This is a genomic window from uncultured Halovibrio sp., from assembly GCF_913056445.1.
Lineage (GTDB): Bacteria > Pseudomonadota > Gammaproteobacteria > Pseudomonadales > Oleiphilaceae > Halospina > Halospina utahensis_B.
On the sequence record NZ_CAJXMA010000068.1, the window covers coordinates 1 to 15,884 of the forward strand.

The window sequence follows — 15,884 nt, forward strand, 5'->3', positions numbered from 1 at the left end:
GGCGCTGGAGCGGATCCGGGGGGAAGCGCGGCGGGTGAGCGCGGCGCGGAAGGACCAGTCACGCCGCCCGGACTTTGCTGGTTCCTGGATCTGGCCGGTGGCGGGAACCGTTACCGGGGTCTACGGCAGCCAGCGTTTCTACAACGGCGAACCCCGTCAGCCGCATTACGGCATTGATATAGCCGCGGAAACGGGAAGACCCGTAGCGGCGCCGGCAGGCGGGCGTGTGGTGCTGGTTGAGCCGGATCTGTATTTCTCCGGGGGGACCCTGATCCTGGATCATGGATACGGGGTCTCCTCCACCTTCCTGCATCTGAGCGAGATCCATGTGAGCGAGGGCGACGAGGTGGCACAGGGCGAGGCTCTGGGAAAAGTGGGTGCCTCGGGCCGCGCCACCGGCCCGCACCTGGACTGGCGCATGAACTGGCAGCAGGAACGGGTGGATCCGATGACGGTGGCGCCGCCACTGGTTGATGGTGCCACCACCATGCCCGGTGCGGGCGACAGTAATCAGTAAAGGAGTATGCCAATGGCGGAGACCGAGCAGACGGTCTACATCGTAGAGGATGACGAGGCGGTCCGGGATTCCCTGTCCATGCTGCTGCGCTCGGAAGGGCTGGCGGTTGCGGGATACGAGCGCGCCACCCGCTTTCTGGAAGACTGGCATGGCGGTATGCAGGGCTGCATTGTGCTGGATATCCGCATGCCCGAGATGGATGGCATGGAGCTGCAGGAGGAACTCATTGAGCGGGGCTCCCACCTGCCGATCATCTTCGTAACCGGCCACGGTGACGTGCCCCTGGCCGTGGAGGCGATGCGCAAGGGCGCCGTTGACTTCATCGAGAAGCCCTACCGTGAAGACCAGCTTCTGGAGAAGATCCGGGCTGCCCTGGCCACGGATGCGGAGCAGCATCAGGGCCGTGAGGAGAAGCGGCTGATCGAGGAGCAGCTGGCCCAGCTCACGCCGCGTGAGCGTGAGATCATGGATCGCATGGTCGCCGGCCAGGCCAACAAGGTCATCGCCATTGAGCTCGACATCAGCCAGCGCACCGTCGAAATCCACCGCTCCCGGGTGATGCACAAGATGGGAACCCATTCACTCGCCCAGCTGGTGCGCATGGTCATGAGCGTGCGGGACGGGGACCCGGAATGAGCACGGTCAGCGAAACGCCCACCGACCCGGAGCAGGCCTGTGTCCTGCTGGTGGACGACAATCCCCAGAACCTCAAGGTGCTCTACGAAACCCTGAGGGACAAGGGCTACCAGCTTCTGATCGCCAACGACGGCGAAAAGGCACTGCAGCTGGCGCGCCGGCATCACCCTGAGGTGATCCTGCTCGACATCATGATGCCGGGCATGGATGGTTTCGAGGTCTGCAAGCATCTGCGCGCGGACACTGACACGGCCCTGAGTGCCATCATCTTCCTGTCCGCCCTCAACGACATTGATGCCAAGGTCCGGGGCTTCAACATGGGCGGTGCGGACTACATCGCCAAGCCCTTCCAGGCCCAGGAGGTCATGGCGCGGGTGGATACCCAGATCCGGGTGATCCAGCTGGAGCGCGTCATGCAGGCGCGCAATCGCCAGCTTGAAAGCGAACAGGCCAGCCTGCTCAACGCCATCTTTGAGGGCATCTATGGGCTCGATCCCCAGGGTGTGATCACCTTCGCCAACCCGGCGGCGGCGGAAATCGCAGGGGCGGAACAGGACGCGCTGGTGGGGCGTCGTATCGGGGATCTGCATTTCACCCATGACTCCGGCGAGGAGGCTTCCCACGCCGGGCGGGTACTGTGCCAGGACGGCGCAGCGGTACTGCGGCGGGGCGTGACCATGACCCGTGCGGATGGCACCAGCTTCCAGGCAGAGTACCGGGCGGCGCCCCGCTTCGAGAACGGTGAACTGACCGGGAGCGTCCTGGTGTTCCGGGACATTACCGAGGAACTGGCCCAGGAGCGGGCGCTGGAGGAGACACGGGACCTGGTTGCGGAACAGCGTGAACAGCTGGCGCATGCCTCGCGTCTGTCAGTGATGGGCGAGATGGCAGCCGGCGTGGCCCATGAGGTGAACCAGCCGCTGACCGCCATCGCCAATTACGTCAGCCTGGTCTCTCGAATGATGGAGAAGGACACCCTGGACCAGGACGCGCTCGCGGAGGTGCTGGAGAAGATCACGGCCCAGTCCCACCGCGCCAGTGAGGTTATCCGCCGCATCCGGCAGTTCGTGCACCAGCCCGCTACCGGCAAGGAGACCGTGGATGTGGCCCGACTGCTTGCGGAGAGCCGCGAGTTCGCCGAGGTGGATTCGCGCAACAACGCGATCGAGGTCAGTCTGTCGATTCCGCAGCACCTGCCCTATGCGGTCGCGGACCCCGTGCAGGTGCAGCAGGTGGTACTCAACCTGATCCGCAACGCGCTTGAAGCCTCACGCAACTGCGGCAGCGAGGAGCCGGTTGAAGTCAGTGCGGAGGCGCTGGAGGACGCGGTGTGCGTGCGCGTGGCGGACCGCGGCTGCGGGCTGCCGGAAGACGCGGAAGAGCGCCTTTTTCAGCCGTTCTATTCCAACAAGGATGAGGGCATGGGGATCGGGCTGTCGCTGTGCCGCAGCCTGATCACTGGCCAGAACGGTGAGATCGGGTTTGAGCGCCGCGAGGGCGGGGGCACCGTGTTCTGGTTCTCCCTGCCGCTGGCGGACGGCACCGTGCCCGATCCCGAATGACCCTCAACCGCGGCTGAGGCTTCCCTCCAGATGGGGCGCGGAGGCGTCCTTGTTCAGAAGGCAGAACGGTGTTTCGCTGCGATTGCGCTCCCAGGTGAGGATGCCGGTTCCGGGAATGAAGAACGGCTTCTTGAACTGGGTGTCCACCGTTACCGCCTCCAATGGCCCCTCGGCCTTCTCCATCAGCGCCAGGCAGTGTGCCTTGCTCCACATGCCATGGGCGATATTACGCGGGAAGCCGAAGGCCTTGGCCGATAGCGGGTGTAGGTGGATCGGGTTCATATCCCCGGAGATCCGGCCGTAGCGGTAACCAATGTTGCCGGGGGCCTGGACCGTGGCCTGGCCGGAGAGCATCTGTGGCGCTTCAGGGGGCTGCTTTTTCCCGTCTTTTCCGTTGTTCCCGGTAGGCTGACGGTAGAGCAGGGTGCTGTATTCCTTCCAGATGACATGCCCCGAGGAGCTTGCCTCGGTCAGGATGTCGAATTCCAGTCCGCGATCGGTGTCCCTGGCGTTGGCGATCCGCGCCCGGAGCTCGAGAATCTCCCCCTGGCGTATCGCCCGCTGCTGTTCGATCCGGTTGCCGATGTGCACCAGCCCCATCAGAGGCAGGGGGAAAGCGGCATCAGTCATCAGGCGGATGTGCAGCGGAAAGGCCAGGATATGCGGCCAGGTGACCGGGCACAGGCTGCTGGTCATGAAGCCGCAGACCTCCCGGTAACGGCGCAGCTCAGCGGTGTCGGTGCGCACCCCCTCAATGTCGGCACTGAGTTCGGGCATGTCCGCTGCGGCGTGGCGGCCGCCCTTGCTGCTGGCGAGCAGGGCTTTGCCGTACATGGGCAGCAGCGCGGGGCCGCTGAAACGGTAATGGGCTGTCTGGTTCATAAGCGTCCGGTTTGTGTCTAGACTGAGAGTTGAGTCACAGGTGGATGTCATTTGGGCCAACCGCCCTGTATGATGCCACGAAGAATGCACACGGGCTGTGACAGCGTCAATTGCGCAAGTTCCGGCGCTGCACGGCACTCAGGTCAAAACAACAACAGGCCGGGAAACGACAGTATGCAGGAACAGAGGGATTCAGGGGTCCTGTTTCGTCTGGTCTACCAGGCGATGCAGCGGGCCGGAGTCGATACCGACGCCATATTCCGTCGCCTGGGGGTGGACGAGAATTACCTTCAGCGGGAAAACCTGAGGACGCCGCACGCGGCTCAGGTACTGTTCTGGCAGGTGGTGGAGGATGTCACCGGGGATCCGGATATCGGCCTGCACCTGGGTCTGCATGTGCCCACCTACAAGGGGCAGGTTCTGGAATACCTGTTCCTGTCCAGCCCAAATTTCGGCGATGGGCTGAGGCGGGCCAAGAACTACCAGCGCCTGCTTACCGACGCCGCGGACCTGGAACTCCATGAAGACGGAAGCGAGGAGTGCTACCTGGTGCTCAACGCCGCCGCCGAAGAGATCCGGCGGATCGGGCATTTCTCGGAATGCTTCGTCCAGGGTGTGCTGACCTTCTTTGATTCCGTTACGGACGGGGAGTTCCGGCCCACAGCGGTTCATTTCGAGCACGAACGGGCCCAGGGCCAGGACAGGGTTGCCGAGATTCTGGGCTGTCCGGTGAGTTTCGGGCAGGAGGATACCCGGCTGTACTTTCCGGCGAGTCTTCTCGAGCACCCCTCGCCGCACCACGAGCCGGGACTCCTGGCGCTGCACGAGCGCTTTGCCAGTGAGCAGGTCGCCGAGCTTGAGAAGCAGGATATTGTCGGGGATGTGGAACGGCTGGTAGCCGAGCAGCTGGATTCCGGCGAGGTCACCCTGGACGCGGTGGCGACGCGCCTCAACATGAAGCCACGCACCCTGCGCACACGCCTGACCGAGGCCAACACCTCCTTCAACCAGGTGGTCTCCCAGTTCCGTTACCGGCTGGCGTGCCGGCTTCTCGCCGCCACGGACGAGTCCATTGACGAGATCGTCTATCTCACCGGCTTTTCCGAGCCCAGCACCTTCTACCGGGCGTTCAAGCGCTGGTCCGGCATGACGCCTATTGAGTACCGGCGGCGTTCCGCGGAACACGATGAGGAAATGGCCAGCTGATCCGCGCGCTCATGGGAGGTGTCACAATGCTGTCACCTCCCGCTGGCACGCTGACCGGGAAACTGAACGGTAACCGGGAGGTTGTCATGCGCGAATACGAAGAGGAACTGCTGGAGCTGGGCCTTCAGGACGATGACGCGGAGGACGCCGAATGCGACGACGGCATCGACCTCTGACTCAGCGCGCCATTCCATACCGGCGCCGGTACCGCCCGGGGCTGCACCCGTACCACCGCCGGAATGCTCCGTGGAAGGCACTGGGGTTTGCAAACCCGACCAGTGACGCGATATCCGAGAACGACAGCGGCGTGCCACGCACGTAGTCCTCGGCCAGTTCCCGCCGGGTACGATCGAGCAGGGAACGGTAGGTCATGCCTTCCTGCTCCAGAGCCCGCCTCAGTCCCCATTCCGTGGTCCCCAGAGCGAGTGCCACAGCGTGCATGCTGGGTGGCGTTGAGCCCATGCGCCGGGCAATGGCCTCACGCACCCTTTCGGTGGTGCTCTGCCCCCAGATCAGCCTCTGACGTTCCGTTTCGCAGTGCTGGCACAGCTCCTGGAACAGGGCGTTCTGGGCCAGTCGGTTACGTTGTGCGGCTGTTTCCGGGTACAGCTCAATACGGTTCTGTGGCGCATCAAACTGAACCGGGCATTGGAACCACTCGGCATGAGGCTCGCTGTTGGCTGGCCCGGCGTATTCAATGGTGACCGCGGAAGGCTGTGTTGCCGGCCCGCCGAGCTCCCGCAGCAGCGCCACCCAGCCGGCCAGGATCGAATCCACCACAAAGCAGTTGTAGCGGTTATAGGGGCTGATGGAGTAGAACACGGCATGGAGTCCGCCATCGGCCGTATGCGTGGTGTGTGACTGGCCGCGGCTGTTGGTGCTCATCAGCCGCTCATAGCGCACCAGGGTTTCCAGGGCCTCTCCCAGCGAGGGCGCACTCGCGGCCGCCATGCCGGCCAGTCCCAGGTCCGTCATGCGGGTATGGCGCCCGAAGTCGATCCCCAGTGCCGGGTCCTCTGTCATCTGGATGGCGGCATGGCCCATACGCATGAACCGGGGGATGCTGATACGGGCTCCGGGGGTATTCAACAGGCGTCGGGAAACCCGGTAACGGGCCAGCCATGGTCCGGGGTCGTGGCCGCGACTGCGCAGGGTGCGGGCCATGACCGCCACATGGTTGACGCTGATATCGCCCAGCCGATTGGGGCGGCTACTGACCATAAAACCAACCTGAAAATAATCCAAACCAATGTGGCCGTATTGTAGCATCCTGGCCAGGCGGGTAATTTGACCGCATTCAGAACAAGGAGATCGCCATGACCCGCACCCCATCCGACAGCAACGCCTACCCCCATCTCATGGAGCCGCTGGATCTGGGCTTCACCCAGCTGCGCAACCGCGCGCTGATGGGCTCCATGCATACCGGTCTGGAGGAAGCGCCCAATGGCTTCGAGCGCCTGGGGGCGTTCTACGCGGAACGGGCGCGTAGTGTAGGGCTCATCGTCACCGGTGGTATCGGGCCCAACCCGGAAGGGGCGGTGATGAAGGGGGCTGCCAAGATGGATACCGATGAGGAAGCCCGTGAGCATCGCGTCGTGACTGATCACGTCCACCGGGCCGGCGGCAAGATCTGCATGCAGATTCTGCACACGGGCCGCTACGCTTACTCGCCGGACCTTGTGGCGCCCTCGGCCATCCAGGCACCGATCAACCCATTCACGCCCAGGGCACTGGAAACCGACGAGGTCGAGAAGCAGATCGACGATTACGCCAACTGCGCACGCCTCGCCCGCGAGGCCGGCTACGATGGCGTGGAGATCATGGGCTCCGAGGGCTACTTCATCAACCAGTTCATCGCCCGGCGCACCAACCACCGCACTGACAAGTGGGGCGGCTCCTTCGAGAACCGTATCCGGCTGCCTCTGGAGATTATCCGCCGTGTGCGTGAAGTCGTGGGCGAGGACTTCATCATCATCTACCGGCTCTCGATGATCGATCTGGTGGACGAGGGCAGCACCTGGGAAGAGGTGGTGCATCTGGCGAAGGAAGTTGAAAAGGCCGGTGCCAACATCATTAATTCCGGCATTGGCTGGCACGAATCGCGGGTGCCCACCATCGCGACCATGGTGCCGCGTGGCGCCTTCAGCAAGGTGACGGCGCGTCTCAAGGGCGAGGTCAGTATCCCGCTGGTGACCACCAACCGGATCAACATGCCGGACCTGGCCGAGAAAGTGATCGCCGAGGGAGATGCCGACATGGTTTCCATGGCGCGACCCTTCCTGGCGGACGCGGACCTGATCGCCAAAGCGGCGGAGGACCGGGCGGACGAGATCAACACCTGCATCGCCTGCAACCAGGCCTGCCTGGACCACACCTTCCAGGGCAAGCTCACTTCCTGCCTGGTGAACCCGCGGGCCTGCCATGAGACGGAGCTGGTCTATGAGCCGGTCACCCAGGCAAGGCGCATCGCGGTTGTCGGCGCCGGTCCCGCGGGCCTGGCGGCTGCCACCGTGGCGGCCGAGCGCGGCCACCAGGTGGACCTGTTCGATTCCGCCAGCGAGATCGGTGGGCAGTTCAACATGGCCAAGAAGATCCCCGGCAAGGAGGAATTCCACGAGACGCTGCGCTACTACCGGCGCATGATTGAGAAGTACGGGGTAAACCTGCACCTGAACACCAGGGCGACGAAGGAAACGCTGGCCGGTCAGGGCTATGACGAGATCCTGATGGCGACGGGCGTCTATCCGCGCACGCCGGAGATTCCGGGCATCGATCATCCCTCCGTGCTGGGTTACATCGATGTGCTGAAAAAGGAAGCCCCTGTGGGGCGCCGTGTGGCGGTCATGGGCGCTGGCGGCATCGGCTTCGATGTGTCCGAGTTCCTGACCCATGAAGGGCCGTCGCCCTCGCTGGACCCGGACCACTTCATGAAGGAGTGGGGCGTTGACGTCAGCGTCGAGACCCCGGGTGGTGTGGAAGGCCTGCAGCCGAATCCGCCGCAGCCGCCGCGTGAGGTGGCGCTGCTCCAGCGCAAGACGTCCAAGCCCGGCAAGGGCCTGGGCAAGACCACGGGCTGGATCCATCGCAGCTCGCTGAAAATGCGCAACGTGCGCATGGTGCCCGGGGTGGAATACCACCACATCGATGACGAGGGGCTGCATGTGAGCATCAACGGGGAGCCACAGGTGCTGGCCGTGGACAACATCATCGTGTGCACCGGTCAGGAACCGCTGCGCGAACTGCAGGCGGATCTTGAGAACGCTGGCGAGACAGTGACCCTGATCGGCGGTGCCGATGTGGCCGCCGAGCTCGATGCCAAGCGAGCCATTGACCAGGGTAGCCGTGTGGCCGCCGCGCTGTAATCGGTGATTCCCGTGGTCGGGCGTGATCCGGTAGACTGTGGGTCTGTTACCCACGGGCTACCGGCGGATTAAGGCGGTTCATGGAGACCTTCAAGAACATCGGCGTGATCGGGCGCATGGGCAGTGTCAAGGTTGTCGAGACACTGCGCCGGCTCAAAACCTACCTCATCGAGAACGACTACCAGGTGGTGCTTGAGGCCGATACCGCCTCCATGCTGCCCGGGCACGGTCTGCAGGTGGCCAGCAAGAAGCTGATCGGTGAGATCTGTGATCTGGCCATCGTCGTGGGCGGAGACGGCAGCCTTCTGGGCGCTGTGCGGGACCTCGCCAAGTCGAGCATTCCCATCCTGGGGGTCAACCGGGGGCGTCTCGGCTTTCTCACCGATATCTCTCCGGATGAACTCGAAACCCGGCTGAATGCCGTCCTGGAAGGGGACTACATCCAGGAGCGGCGCTTCATGCTCGACACCGAGATCAAGCGCAACGGTGAGCCTACCGGCTTCGGCACGGCGCTCAACGATGTGGTGCTGCATCCGGGCCGTTCCACCCGCATGATCGGCTTCGATCTCTATATCGAGGGTCAGTTCGTCTACAGTCAGCGTTCCGATGGGCTCATCGTCTCAACGCCCACGGGATCCACGGCCTACGCGCTGTCCGGAGGCGGGCCTATCATGCATCCGAAGCTGGATGCCATCGTGCTGGTGCCGATGTTCCCGCATACCCTGAGCAGCCGGCCGATCGTCGTGGATGGCAACAGCGAGATCAAGCTGATCATCGACGAGGCCAACGAGTCCTGGCCCCAGGTCAGCTGTGATGGCCAGAAGGAACTCTCCTGCGGTCCCGGTGATGCGATCTCCATCGCCAAACGCCCCTTCCGCCTGAACCTGATCCACCCCAGCGACCACAACTTCTACGCGACCTGCCGCGAGAAGCTGGGCTGGGCAAGCACCATCGCGGCAAGCTGAATGGGACAGTCATGAAGCGCTCGCAGGGCTACGACATCATCGGCGATATCCATGGCTGTGCGCTGACGCTGGAGCGGCTTCTGGAGCAGATGGGCTACCGCCAGCGTCAGGGCGTTTACGAGCATCCCTCGCGCATGGCGATCTTCCTGGGCGATATCATCGACCGAGGCCCGCGCATACGGGAGGCGCTGCACCTGGTGCGGGACATGGTGGATCGTGGGTCCGCGCTGATCGTGATGGGGAACCATGAGTACAACGCCCTGGGTTATTGCACCCTGGCGCGTCCGGGCAGTGGTCGCCGGCACGTGCGTGAGCACAACGAGCGGCACAACCGCCTGATCCGCGCAACACTGGAACAGTTCGAGCACTACGATAACGAGTGGCATGATTTCCTGAACTGGTTCTACGAGCTGCCCCTGTTCCTGGAGCGGGACGGCTTCCGGGTGGTGCACGCCTGCTGGGATGAACACCTGATCCGCCAGTTTGAGCGGATGCACCCGGATGCCTGCATCAACGAGGATTTCCTGCATGCCTCGATGGCGCCGCATTCCTTCGCCGGCAGGGTGATGGACCGGCTGCTGCGGGGGACTGCCATGAAGCTGCCGGATGACCGTGTCATGACCGGTCGCGACGGCTTCCAGCGCCAGTTCTTCCGCACCAAGTTCTGGGCGGAGCAGGCCGAGACCTATGGCGACATCGTCTTCCAGCCCGATCCGCTGCCGGAGGACGTGGCCAATCGGCCACTGCATCCTGAAGACCGGGAACGGCTGCTCACCTACGACCGTAACGAACCGCCGGTCTTCGTGGGCCACTACTGGCTGGAGGGTGTGCCCGAACCGATCACGCCCAACGTTGCCTGCCTGGACTACAGCGCGGTGAAATACGGCCGCATGGTGGCCTACCGGCTGGATGATGAGCAGACCCTGGACCCGGACCATTTTGTCTGGGTTGAGGTGAACCGTTCGGAGCAGGGCGCATGATTCGCATCGCAGCGATTCCGGAACGGGTGGATCTGGCGCCTTTCAGCCGCTGGCTGGATTCCCAGGGTGTGACCCATGTAATCGAGCATGACGAGGGTCACCAGGTGTTGTTCATCGAGGGCGAACAGCTGCGCCAGCCGGTTACCGAGGCGCTTACGCGCTACCTTGAGGATCCCCGCCACTCCGGCGCGCCCGAGGGGTTCACGAGGCCACGCACGCGCCGTGTCGTGGCTGGGCACTGGCAGGCCGGCCCCAGGGATGCTCCCTTTACCTTCGCGTTGATCGTGGCCGCTGCCCTGATCGCCTGGATGACCGCCTTCGGGGCCCGGGAGCAGCTGATGGTGCTGCTGACCATCGTGAATCCCTACGAGTGGCCTGTCTCCAGTTTTGAATACCGCCTGGAGGCTCTGACCCAGACGGTGGCGAGCCTTCAGCTCTGGCGGCTGGTAACGCCGGACCTGCTGCATTTCAGCCTGATGCACCTGATCTTCAACGGCGTCATGCTCTGGTTCCTTGGCAGCCAGATCGAGGCCATCGATGGCCGGGGCCACATGGTGGCACTGGTGCTCGTAACCTCACTGGGCGGCAATATCCCCCAGTTCCTGTTTTCCGGACCACTGTTCGGTGGTCTTTCCGGGGTGGTGTACGGCGTGCTCGGGTACGTCTGGCTCTGTAACCAGGGGCGTCCGCGCTTCCAGTTCCCCCCGGCACTGATGACAGTGGCGGTGGTATGGTTGCTGATCGGTTTCACACCGCTGACCGAAGCCCTTCTGGGGGCCAGCATGGCGAACGCGGCCCATCTGGGCGGACTGCTCAGCGGGCTCGCCTATGCCATGGTGCGGTCGGCCAATGACATGAGGAGAGGGCAATGACCTACGAGGAGCTGATCCGACAGCTTGATCCGCGCATCTATCAGCGTCTGCGCGAATCCCTGCAGCTGGGCAAGTGGCCGGACGGCACGTCCCTGAGCGAGGAGCAGAAGCGCATCTGCATGGAAGCCATCATCTGGTATGAGAACGAGCACGGCGTTCCCCAGGAGGAACGGACCGGCACCATCGAGCGGCCGGAATCCGGCAATGGCAATGGTGGCGTGCAGGTTCACGATCCCCGCCACTGATCCGCGCTGCAGCGACAGAACCCACCAACAACAAGAGTGTCCGTCATGAGAGCAGAGCAACCCCAGGCCGTTCACCTGGCGGATTACCGGGTGCCCGCCTTCCTCATTGATCATGTTGATCTGCGTATCGAGCTGTTTGAGGACTGTGCCCTGGTGCATTCGCGCCTGAATATCCGCCGCAATCCGGCGGACGAGTCGCAGGCGCGGGATCTGGTCCTGAACGGCGAGGAACTCGGGCTGGAGTCGCTGATGCTCGACGGCCGCCCGGTTGAGAACCATCGTGTGGACGAGGGCTTCCTGACGGTGCCCAGTGTGCCGGAGCATTTCCATCTGGATGTGACCACACGCATCCATCCCCGGGACAATACGCGGCTGGAAGGTCTCTATCAGTCCTCCGGGATGTTCTGCACCCAATGTGAAGCGGAGGGATTCCGCCGCATCACGTACTTCCTGGACCGGCCGGACGTCATGGCCTGCTACCGCACCCGCATTGAGGCGGATCGGGAGGCCTATCCGGTCCTGCTCGCCAACGGCAATCCGGTTGACTGGGGGGAGCTGGAAGACGGCAGGCACCAGGTGACCTGGGAGGACCCCTATCCCAAGCCGAGCTATCTGTTCGCCATGGTGGCCGGCGATCTGGTGGAGAAACGCGACGAATTCGTGACCGGCTCCGGCCGTACCATTGATCTTCGCATGTACGTGGAGGCACGCAACGAGGCCAAGTGCGAACACGCCCTGGCGTCGCTGAAGAAGGCCATGGCCTGGGACGAGGAGGTCTATGGCCGGGAATACGACCTGGACATCTTCATGGTCGTGGCCGTGGATGATTTCAACATGGGCGCCATGGAGAACAAAGGGCTCAACATCTTCAATTCCTCCTGCGTGCTGGCCAGCCCCGAGACGGCGACCGATGCGGCCTATGACCGCATTGAGAGCATCGTTGCCCATGAGTACTTCCACAACTGGTCGGGCAACCGGGTGACCTGCCGCGACTGGTTCCAGCTCAGCCTCAAGGAAGGCTTCACCGTCTTCCGGGACAACCAGTTCTCCGCGGACATGGGGTCGCCCACGGTCCAGCGCATCGATCATGTGAACATGCTGCGCACGGCTCAGTTTGCCGAGGATGCCGGGCCCATGGCGCATCCGGTACGCCCGGATTCCTACATTGAGATCGCCAACTTCTACACTCTGACGGTGTACGAGAAGGGGGCCGAAGTGGTGCGGATGATCCATACCCTGCTGGGGCCGGACATGTTCCGGGAAGGCAGTGACCTCTACTTCGCCCGCCATGACGGCCAGGCCGTCACCACCGATGATTTCGTCAGCGCCATGGAGGATGCCAGCAGCCGTGACCTCACCCAGTTCCGGCGCTGGTATGAGCAGGCGGGGACGCCAGAGCTGCGCGTTACGGATACGTTCGACGCTGAATCCGGAACCTACACGCTGACTATCCGCCAGTCATGCCCTGCAACCCCTGGGCAGAGCCACAAAGAACCGTTTCACATCCCGGTGCGCATGGGGCTTATCGCCAGTGACGGGGAAGCCCTGCCACTGGATGCTGAGCAGAATACGGAAACAGTGCTCGAGCTGACTGGTGATGAGCACAGCTTCCAGTTCAGCGGGCTGGCAGAGCGCCCTGTGCCCTCGCTGTTGCGCGGGTTCTCGGCGCCGGTGAAGCTTGACTACCCCTGGACGCGGGATCAGCTCATGTTCCTGATGAGCCGTGATCCGGACGGATTCAATCGCTGGGATGCCGGGCAGAAGCTGGCGGTGGATGTGATCCTGTCAATCCAGCAGGGGCGTGACACGGAAGTGGATCCGCGACTGGTCGAGGCCTACCGGACACTGCTGACCACACCGGGGCTGGATCGCGCCATGGTGGCCCGCATGCTGGCGCTGCCTTCAACGGCCTGGCTCATTGAGCTGACCGACGAGGCGGATGTGGCAGCCATTGATGGGGCCCGCCACCAGGTGGAGCAGACCGTTGCCAGAGCCTTGCGGGATGAGCTGGTGCAGGTGAGGGCGGACCATCATCCGGGCGGCAGCTATGCATTTGAGCCCGCGCAGGTGGCCGCCCGCTCCCTGAGCAACAGCGCGCTGACGCTGCTGACCCGTATCGGTGATGAGCAGGGCCGCGAGCAGGCGCTTGCCCAGTTTGAACAGGCTACCAACATGACGGACCGTCTGGCGGCCCTCAAGGCGCTGGTTGACTCGCCCTTCAGTCAGGAGCGCGAGGACGCGCTTGCGCGGTTCCATGCGGACTGGCACCACGACCCCCAGGTGGTCGAGCAGTGGTTTGCGGTCCAGTCCGGAAGCCCCTGGATAGGGAATGTGAACTGTGTCACAGAACTGCTGGCGCATCCCGCCTTCGATTGGAAAAACCCCAACAAGGTTCGTATGGTTATCGGCGTCTTCGCGGGCCGCAATCTGACGCACTTCCACAGCCCGGATGGCAGTGGGCACCGCTTCCTGGGTGAGCAGATCCGCAGACTGGATGCCTTCAATCCACAGATCTCGGCACAGCTGGCTCAGCCACTGACACGGTGGCGCCAGTACGCACCGCACCTGCGTGATTCCATGGCAGGCATCCTGCGGGAGCTGCGGGATCTGCCGGACCTTTCCCGGGATCTCTACGAGGTTGTTACCAAGAGCCTGGGCGAATCCGGCTGATGCGCCGGTGAATGGACAAAGCGGTGCAATCGTCTACGCTTTCGGAGAGTCGTGTCTGCAACCAGCGCCGTTTCCACGGTCGGGTGCACAACAACAACAGGATCCCAACGATGCGAATGAAAGCACCACGCCTGAACATTACCCTGATTGCCGCTGTTACCGGTGGTTTGATGCTGGGCTCGGGCAGCCTGACAGCGGAAGTTTCCCAGTCCGAGGCGCAGCGACTGGGTGGCGGAGAGATCACCCGTTTCGGTGCCCTGCGAGCGGGCAGCGATGATGGCGTGATTCCGGCCTATGACGGCGGGCTGCCGGAGCCGCCGGACAACGTGGATTACGGTGAATCGGGGGACTTCCACCCCAACCCCTTCCCGGACGATGAGATCCGTCACACGGTCACGGCGGATAACATGGAGCAGTACGATGAGTATCTGACCAAGGGGACCAAGGCCCTCCTGCAGGCCTATCCGGATACCTACGAGATCAATGTCTACCCCTCACGCCGGACCATGGCCTGGCCGGAGTGGATTCTGGACAACATCGAGGATAACGCCACGGACGCGGAGCTTGTGGGGGGTGGCAACGGGATTGACGGCGCCTACGGGGGCATTCCGTTCCCGATTCTGCATGGCAGCAACGAGGAGCAGGCGCAGCAGGCCATGTGGAACCACCTCACAAGCTGGCGTGGCATCTACGTCGAGCGCCGTTCCGGTGAAGTGGCGGTTGAGACGGATGGCGACTACAGCATGACCATGTCCGAGCAGGAGCTGTTCTACAACTTCTACAACCCGGAAGGCGATGAGAGCACGCTGGACAATACGCTGTTCTACTATCTGTCGCGGACTACATCCCCCGCCCGTCTGGCCGGAGGGGCGGTTCTGATCCACGAGACCCTGAACCAGGTCAAGGAGCCGCGCCGCGCCTGGGGTTACAACGCCGGCCAGCGGCGGGTGCGCCGTGCGCCGAACCTGGCTTACGACTCTCCGATTGCGGCGGCAGACAATCTCCGAACCGCGGACGAAACTGACCTGTTCAATGGCGCGCTGGACAAATACAACTGGGAATATCGGGGCGTTCAGCAGTATTACATCCCGTATAACAACTATGAGATTGCACAGGACGGACTTGAGTACGAAAAGATCCTCGGTACCAAGCATCTGAATCCGGATCTCCAGCGCTGGGAGCGGCACCGCGTGCATGTTGTTGAGGCGAATCTCAAGGACGATGAGCGTCATATCTTCTCGCGCCGCGTGTTCTACATCGATGCGGACAGCTGGAAGGTGGTGAGTGTCGACCAGTATGACGGTCGGGGCGAGCTCTGGCGTGTAAGCCAGGCCATGGAAAAGAGCTATTACGAGGTTCCGACGGTCTGGACGGCGCTTGACGTGTTCCATGATCTCCAGTCCAAGCGTTACCACGTGCAGGGGCTTGATACTGAAGAGGGGGAAACCCTGGTGTTCACGGATCGCGTCCCGAACAAGCGCTATTTCTCACCCCAGGCGCTCCGGCGCAGGGGACGTCGCTGACCCGATGCGAACAGACCCGGCACAGTCCGGGTCTGTTGGTGTCAGGGTTCCTGTTAAATCAGTTCAATCAGAAAGGCAGTCTGAATGTTCTCTCGAACCAGGAAACGTATTATCGGCATTGGTGTGACAGTGGCCATTGCTGTCGGGGGTGCCGGATCGGCGCATGGTGTGGGCGACGTCCTTGAGGTCCCTGCACTGGAGACTGATCTTGCGGCCGAGTCCCTGTTGCTGGATGTGGAGTACGCCGGTGAGCGGCTGGTGGCCGTGGGTGAGCGTGGCCATATCGTCTACTCTGATAATGGCGGCGAAAGCTGGACCCAAGCCGAGGTGCCTGTTTCAACAACCCTGACTGGCGTTGATTTTCCGGAGGGGAACACCGAAGAGGGTTGGGCCGTTGGTCACAGTGGTGTGATCCTGCACACCAGTGACGGTGGCGAGACCTGGAATAACCAGTTTGACGGGCG

15 protein-coding genes are annotated in these 15,884 nt (G+C 63.1%); 13 read left to right on the top strand and 2 right to left on the bottom strand.

The window, feature by feature from the left end; translation table 11 throughout:
* The 3 genes from QZ501_RS11820 to QZ501_RS11830 all read left to right on the top strand — a co-directional run.
* On the top strand, positions 1-517 hold a 517-nt coding region (locus QZ501_RS11820; RefSeq protein ID WP_295719711.1), incomplete at its 5' end, for a M23 family metallopeptidase.
* Between the two features lie 12 nt (positions 518-529).
* Positions 530-1,153: a response regulator FixJ gene (gene fixJ / locus QZ501_RS11825; protein WP_151441582.1), complete on the top strand. Its 624-nt coding sequence runs from the start codon at positions 530-532 to the stop codon at positions 1,151-1,153.
* A complete protein-coding gene (locus QZ501_RS11830; RefSeq protein ID WP_295719714.1) occupies positions 1,150-2,715 on the top strand; it encodes a response regulator in 1,566 nt (521 codons plus the stop codon). Before fixJ ends, QZ501_RS11830 begins: the two co-directional genes overlap by 4 nt.
* A 3-nt stretch (positions 2,716-2,718) precedes the next feature.
* On the opposite strand, the gene QZ501_RS11835 is transcribed toward QZ501_RS11830, so the two are convergent.
* Positions 2,719-3,597, bottom strand: a complete 879-nt coding sequence (locus tag QZ501_RS11835; protein WP_295719716.1) for a MaoC/PaaZ C-terminal domain-containing protein — start codon at positions 3,595-3,597, stop codon at positions 2,719-2,721.
* Positions 3,598-3,771: 174 nt separating this feature from the next.
* Here QZ501_RS11835 and QZ501_RS11840 point away from each other — a divergent pair, with 174 nt between their 5' ends.
* Positions 3,772-4,803 carry an AraC family transcriptional regulator gene (locus QZ501_RS11840; protein ID WP_151441585.1) on the top strand — a complete coding sequence of 344 codons (1,032 nt, stop codon included), beginning with the start codon at positions 3,772-3,774 and terminating at the stop codon, positions 4,801-4,803.
* Between the two features lie 26 nt (positions 4,804-4,829).
* Complete coding sequence (locus QZ501_RS11845; protein WP_160898515.1) at positions 4,830-4,979, top strand: hypothetical protein; 150 nt, start codon at positions 4,830-4,832, stop codon at positions 4,977-4,979.
* Position 4,980: 1 nt separating this feature from the next.
* Here the strand turns inward: QZ501_RS11845 and QZ501_RS11850 are convergent, their stop codons facing one another.
* Entirely contained in the window at positions 4,981-6,024 is a 1,044-nt protein-coding gene (locus QZ501_RS11850) for an AraC family transcriptional regulator (RefSeq protein ID WP_295719720.1), read from the bottom strand.
* A 95-nt stretch (positions 6,025-6,119) separates the two neighbouring features.
* On the opposite strand from QZ501_RS11850, the gene QZ501_RS11855 reads away from it, so the two are divergent.
* The 8 genes from QZ501_RS11855 to QZ501_RS11890 all read left to right on the top strand — a co-directional run.
* The gene (locus QZ501_RS11855) at positions 6,120-8,165 is read left to right on the top strand and encodes an NADPH-dependent 2,4-dienoyl-CoA reductase (protein ID WP_095617763.1); all 2,046 of its coding nucleotides are present in this window, start codon (positions 6,120-6,122) and stop codon (positions 8,163-8,165) included.
* Positions 8,166-8,245: 80 nt separating this feature from the next.
* Positions 8,246-9,130, top strand: a complete 885-nt coding sequence (locus tag QZ501_RS11860; RefSeq protein WP_095617764.1) for an NAD(+) kinase — start codon at positions 8,246-8,248, stop codon at positions 9,128-9,130.
* Positions 9,131-9,141: 11 nt separating this feature from the next.
* Positions 9,142-10,110: a metallophosphoesterase gene (locus tag QZ501_RS11865; RefSeq protein WP_095617765.1), complete on the top strand. Its 969-nt coding sequence runs from the start codon at positions 9,142-9,144 to the stop codon at positions 10,108-10,110.
* Complete coding sequence (locus QZ501_RS11870) at positions 10,107-10,982, top strand: rhomboid family intramembrane serine protease (RefSeq protein WP_151441588.1); 876 nt, start codon at positions 10,107-10,109, stop codon at positions 10,980-10,982. The genes QZ501_RS11865 and QZ501_RS11870 overlap by 4 nt, the downstream gene beginning before the upstream one ends.
* Positions 10,979-11,227: a DUF1315 family protein gene (locus QZ501_RS11875; protein ID WP_295719725.1), complete on the top strand. Its 249-nt coding sequence runs from the start codon at positions 10,979-10,981 to the stop codon at positions 11,225-11,227. The genes QZ501_RS11870 and QZ501_RS11875 overlap by 4 nt, the downstream gene beginning before the upstream one ends.
* Before the next feature lie 45 nt (positions 11,228-11,272).
* Positions 11,273-13,897, top strand: coding sequence for an aminopeptidase N (gene pepN / locus QZ501_RS11880; RefSeq protein WP_295719727.1), 2,625 nt, complete (start codon positions 11,273-11,275; stop codon positions 13,895-13,897).
* Positions 13,898-14,013: 116 nt separating this feature from the next.
* Positions 14,014-15,420: a DUF1329 domain-containing protein gene (locus QZ501_RS11885; RefSeq protein ID WP_237416513.1), complete on the top strand. Its 1,407-nt coding sequence runs from the start codon at positions 14,014-14,016 to the stop codon at positions 15,418-15,420.
* 84 nt (positions 15,421-15,504) lie between these two features.
* On the top strand, positions 15,505-15,884 hold a 380-nt coding region (locus QZ501_RS11890; protein ID WP_295719731.1), incomplete at its 3' end, for a YCF48-related protein.

Excerpts from the sequence above, each read along its gene's own strand:
- fixJ (WP_151441582.1), top strand. The coding sequence starts at position 530 with ATGGCGGAGACCGAGCAGACGGTCTACATCGTAGAGGATGACGAGGCG.
- QZ501_RS11830 (WP_295719714.1), top strand. The coding sequence starts at position 1,150 with ATGAGCACGGTCAGCGAAACGCCCACCGACCCGGAGCAGGCCTGTGTC.
- QZ501_RS11835 (WP_295719716.1), bottom strand. The coding sequence starts at position 3,597 with ATGAACCAGACAGCCCATTACCGTTTCAGCGGCCCCGCGCTGCTGCCC.
- QZ501_RS11840 (WP_151441585.1), top strand. The coding sequence starts at position 3,772 with ATGCAGGAACAGAGGGATTCAGGGGTCCTGTTTCGTCTGGTCTACCAG.
- QZ501_RS11845 (WP_160898515.1), top strand. The coding sequence starts at position 4,830 with ATGCTGTCACCTCCCGCTGGCACGCTGACCGGGAAACTGAACGGTAAC.
- QZ501_RS11850 (WP_295719720.1), bottom strand. The coding sequence starts at position 6,024 with ATGGTCAGTAGCCGCCCCAATCGGCTGGGCGATATCAGCGTCAACCAT.
- QZ501_RS11855 (WP_095617763.1), top strand. The coding sequence starts at position 6,120 with ATGACCCGCACCCCATCCGACAGCAACGCCTACCCCCATCTCATGGAG.
- QZ501_RS11860 (WP_095617764.1), top strand. The coding sequence starts at position 8,246 with ATGGAGACCTTCAAGAACATCGGCGTGATCGGGCGCATGGGCAGTGTC.
- QZ501_RS11865 (WP_095617765.1), top strand. The coding sequence starts at position 9,142 with ATGAAGCGCTCGCAGGGCTACGACATCATCGGCGATATCCATGGCTGT.
- QZ501_RS11870 (WP_151441588.1), top strand. The coding sequence starts at position 10,107 with ATGATTCGCATCGCAGCGATTCCGGAACGGGTGGATCTGGCGCCTTTC.
- QZ501_RS11875 (WP_295719725.1), top strand. The coding sequence starts at position 10,979 with ATGACCTACGAGGAGCTGATCCGACAGCTTGATCCGCGCATCTATCAG.
- pepN (WP_295719727.1), top strand. The coding sequence starts at position 11,273 with ATGAGAGCAGAGCAACCCCAGGCCGTTCACCTGGCGGATTACCGGGTG.
- QZ501_RS11885 (WP_237416513.1), top strand. The coding sequence starts at position 14,014 with ATGAAAGCACCACGCCTGAACATTACCCTGATTGCCGCTGTTACCGGT.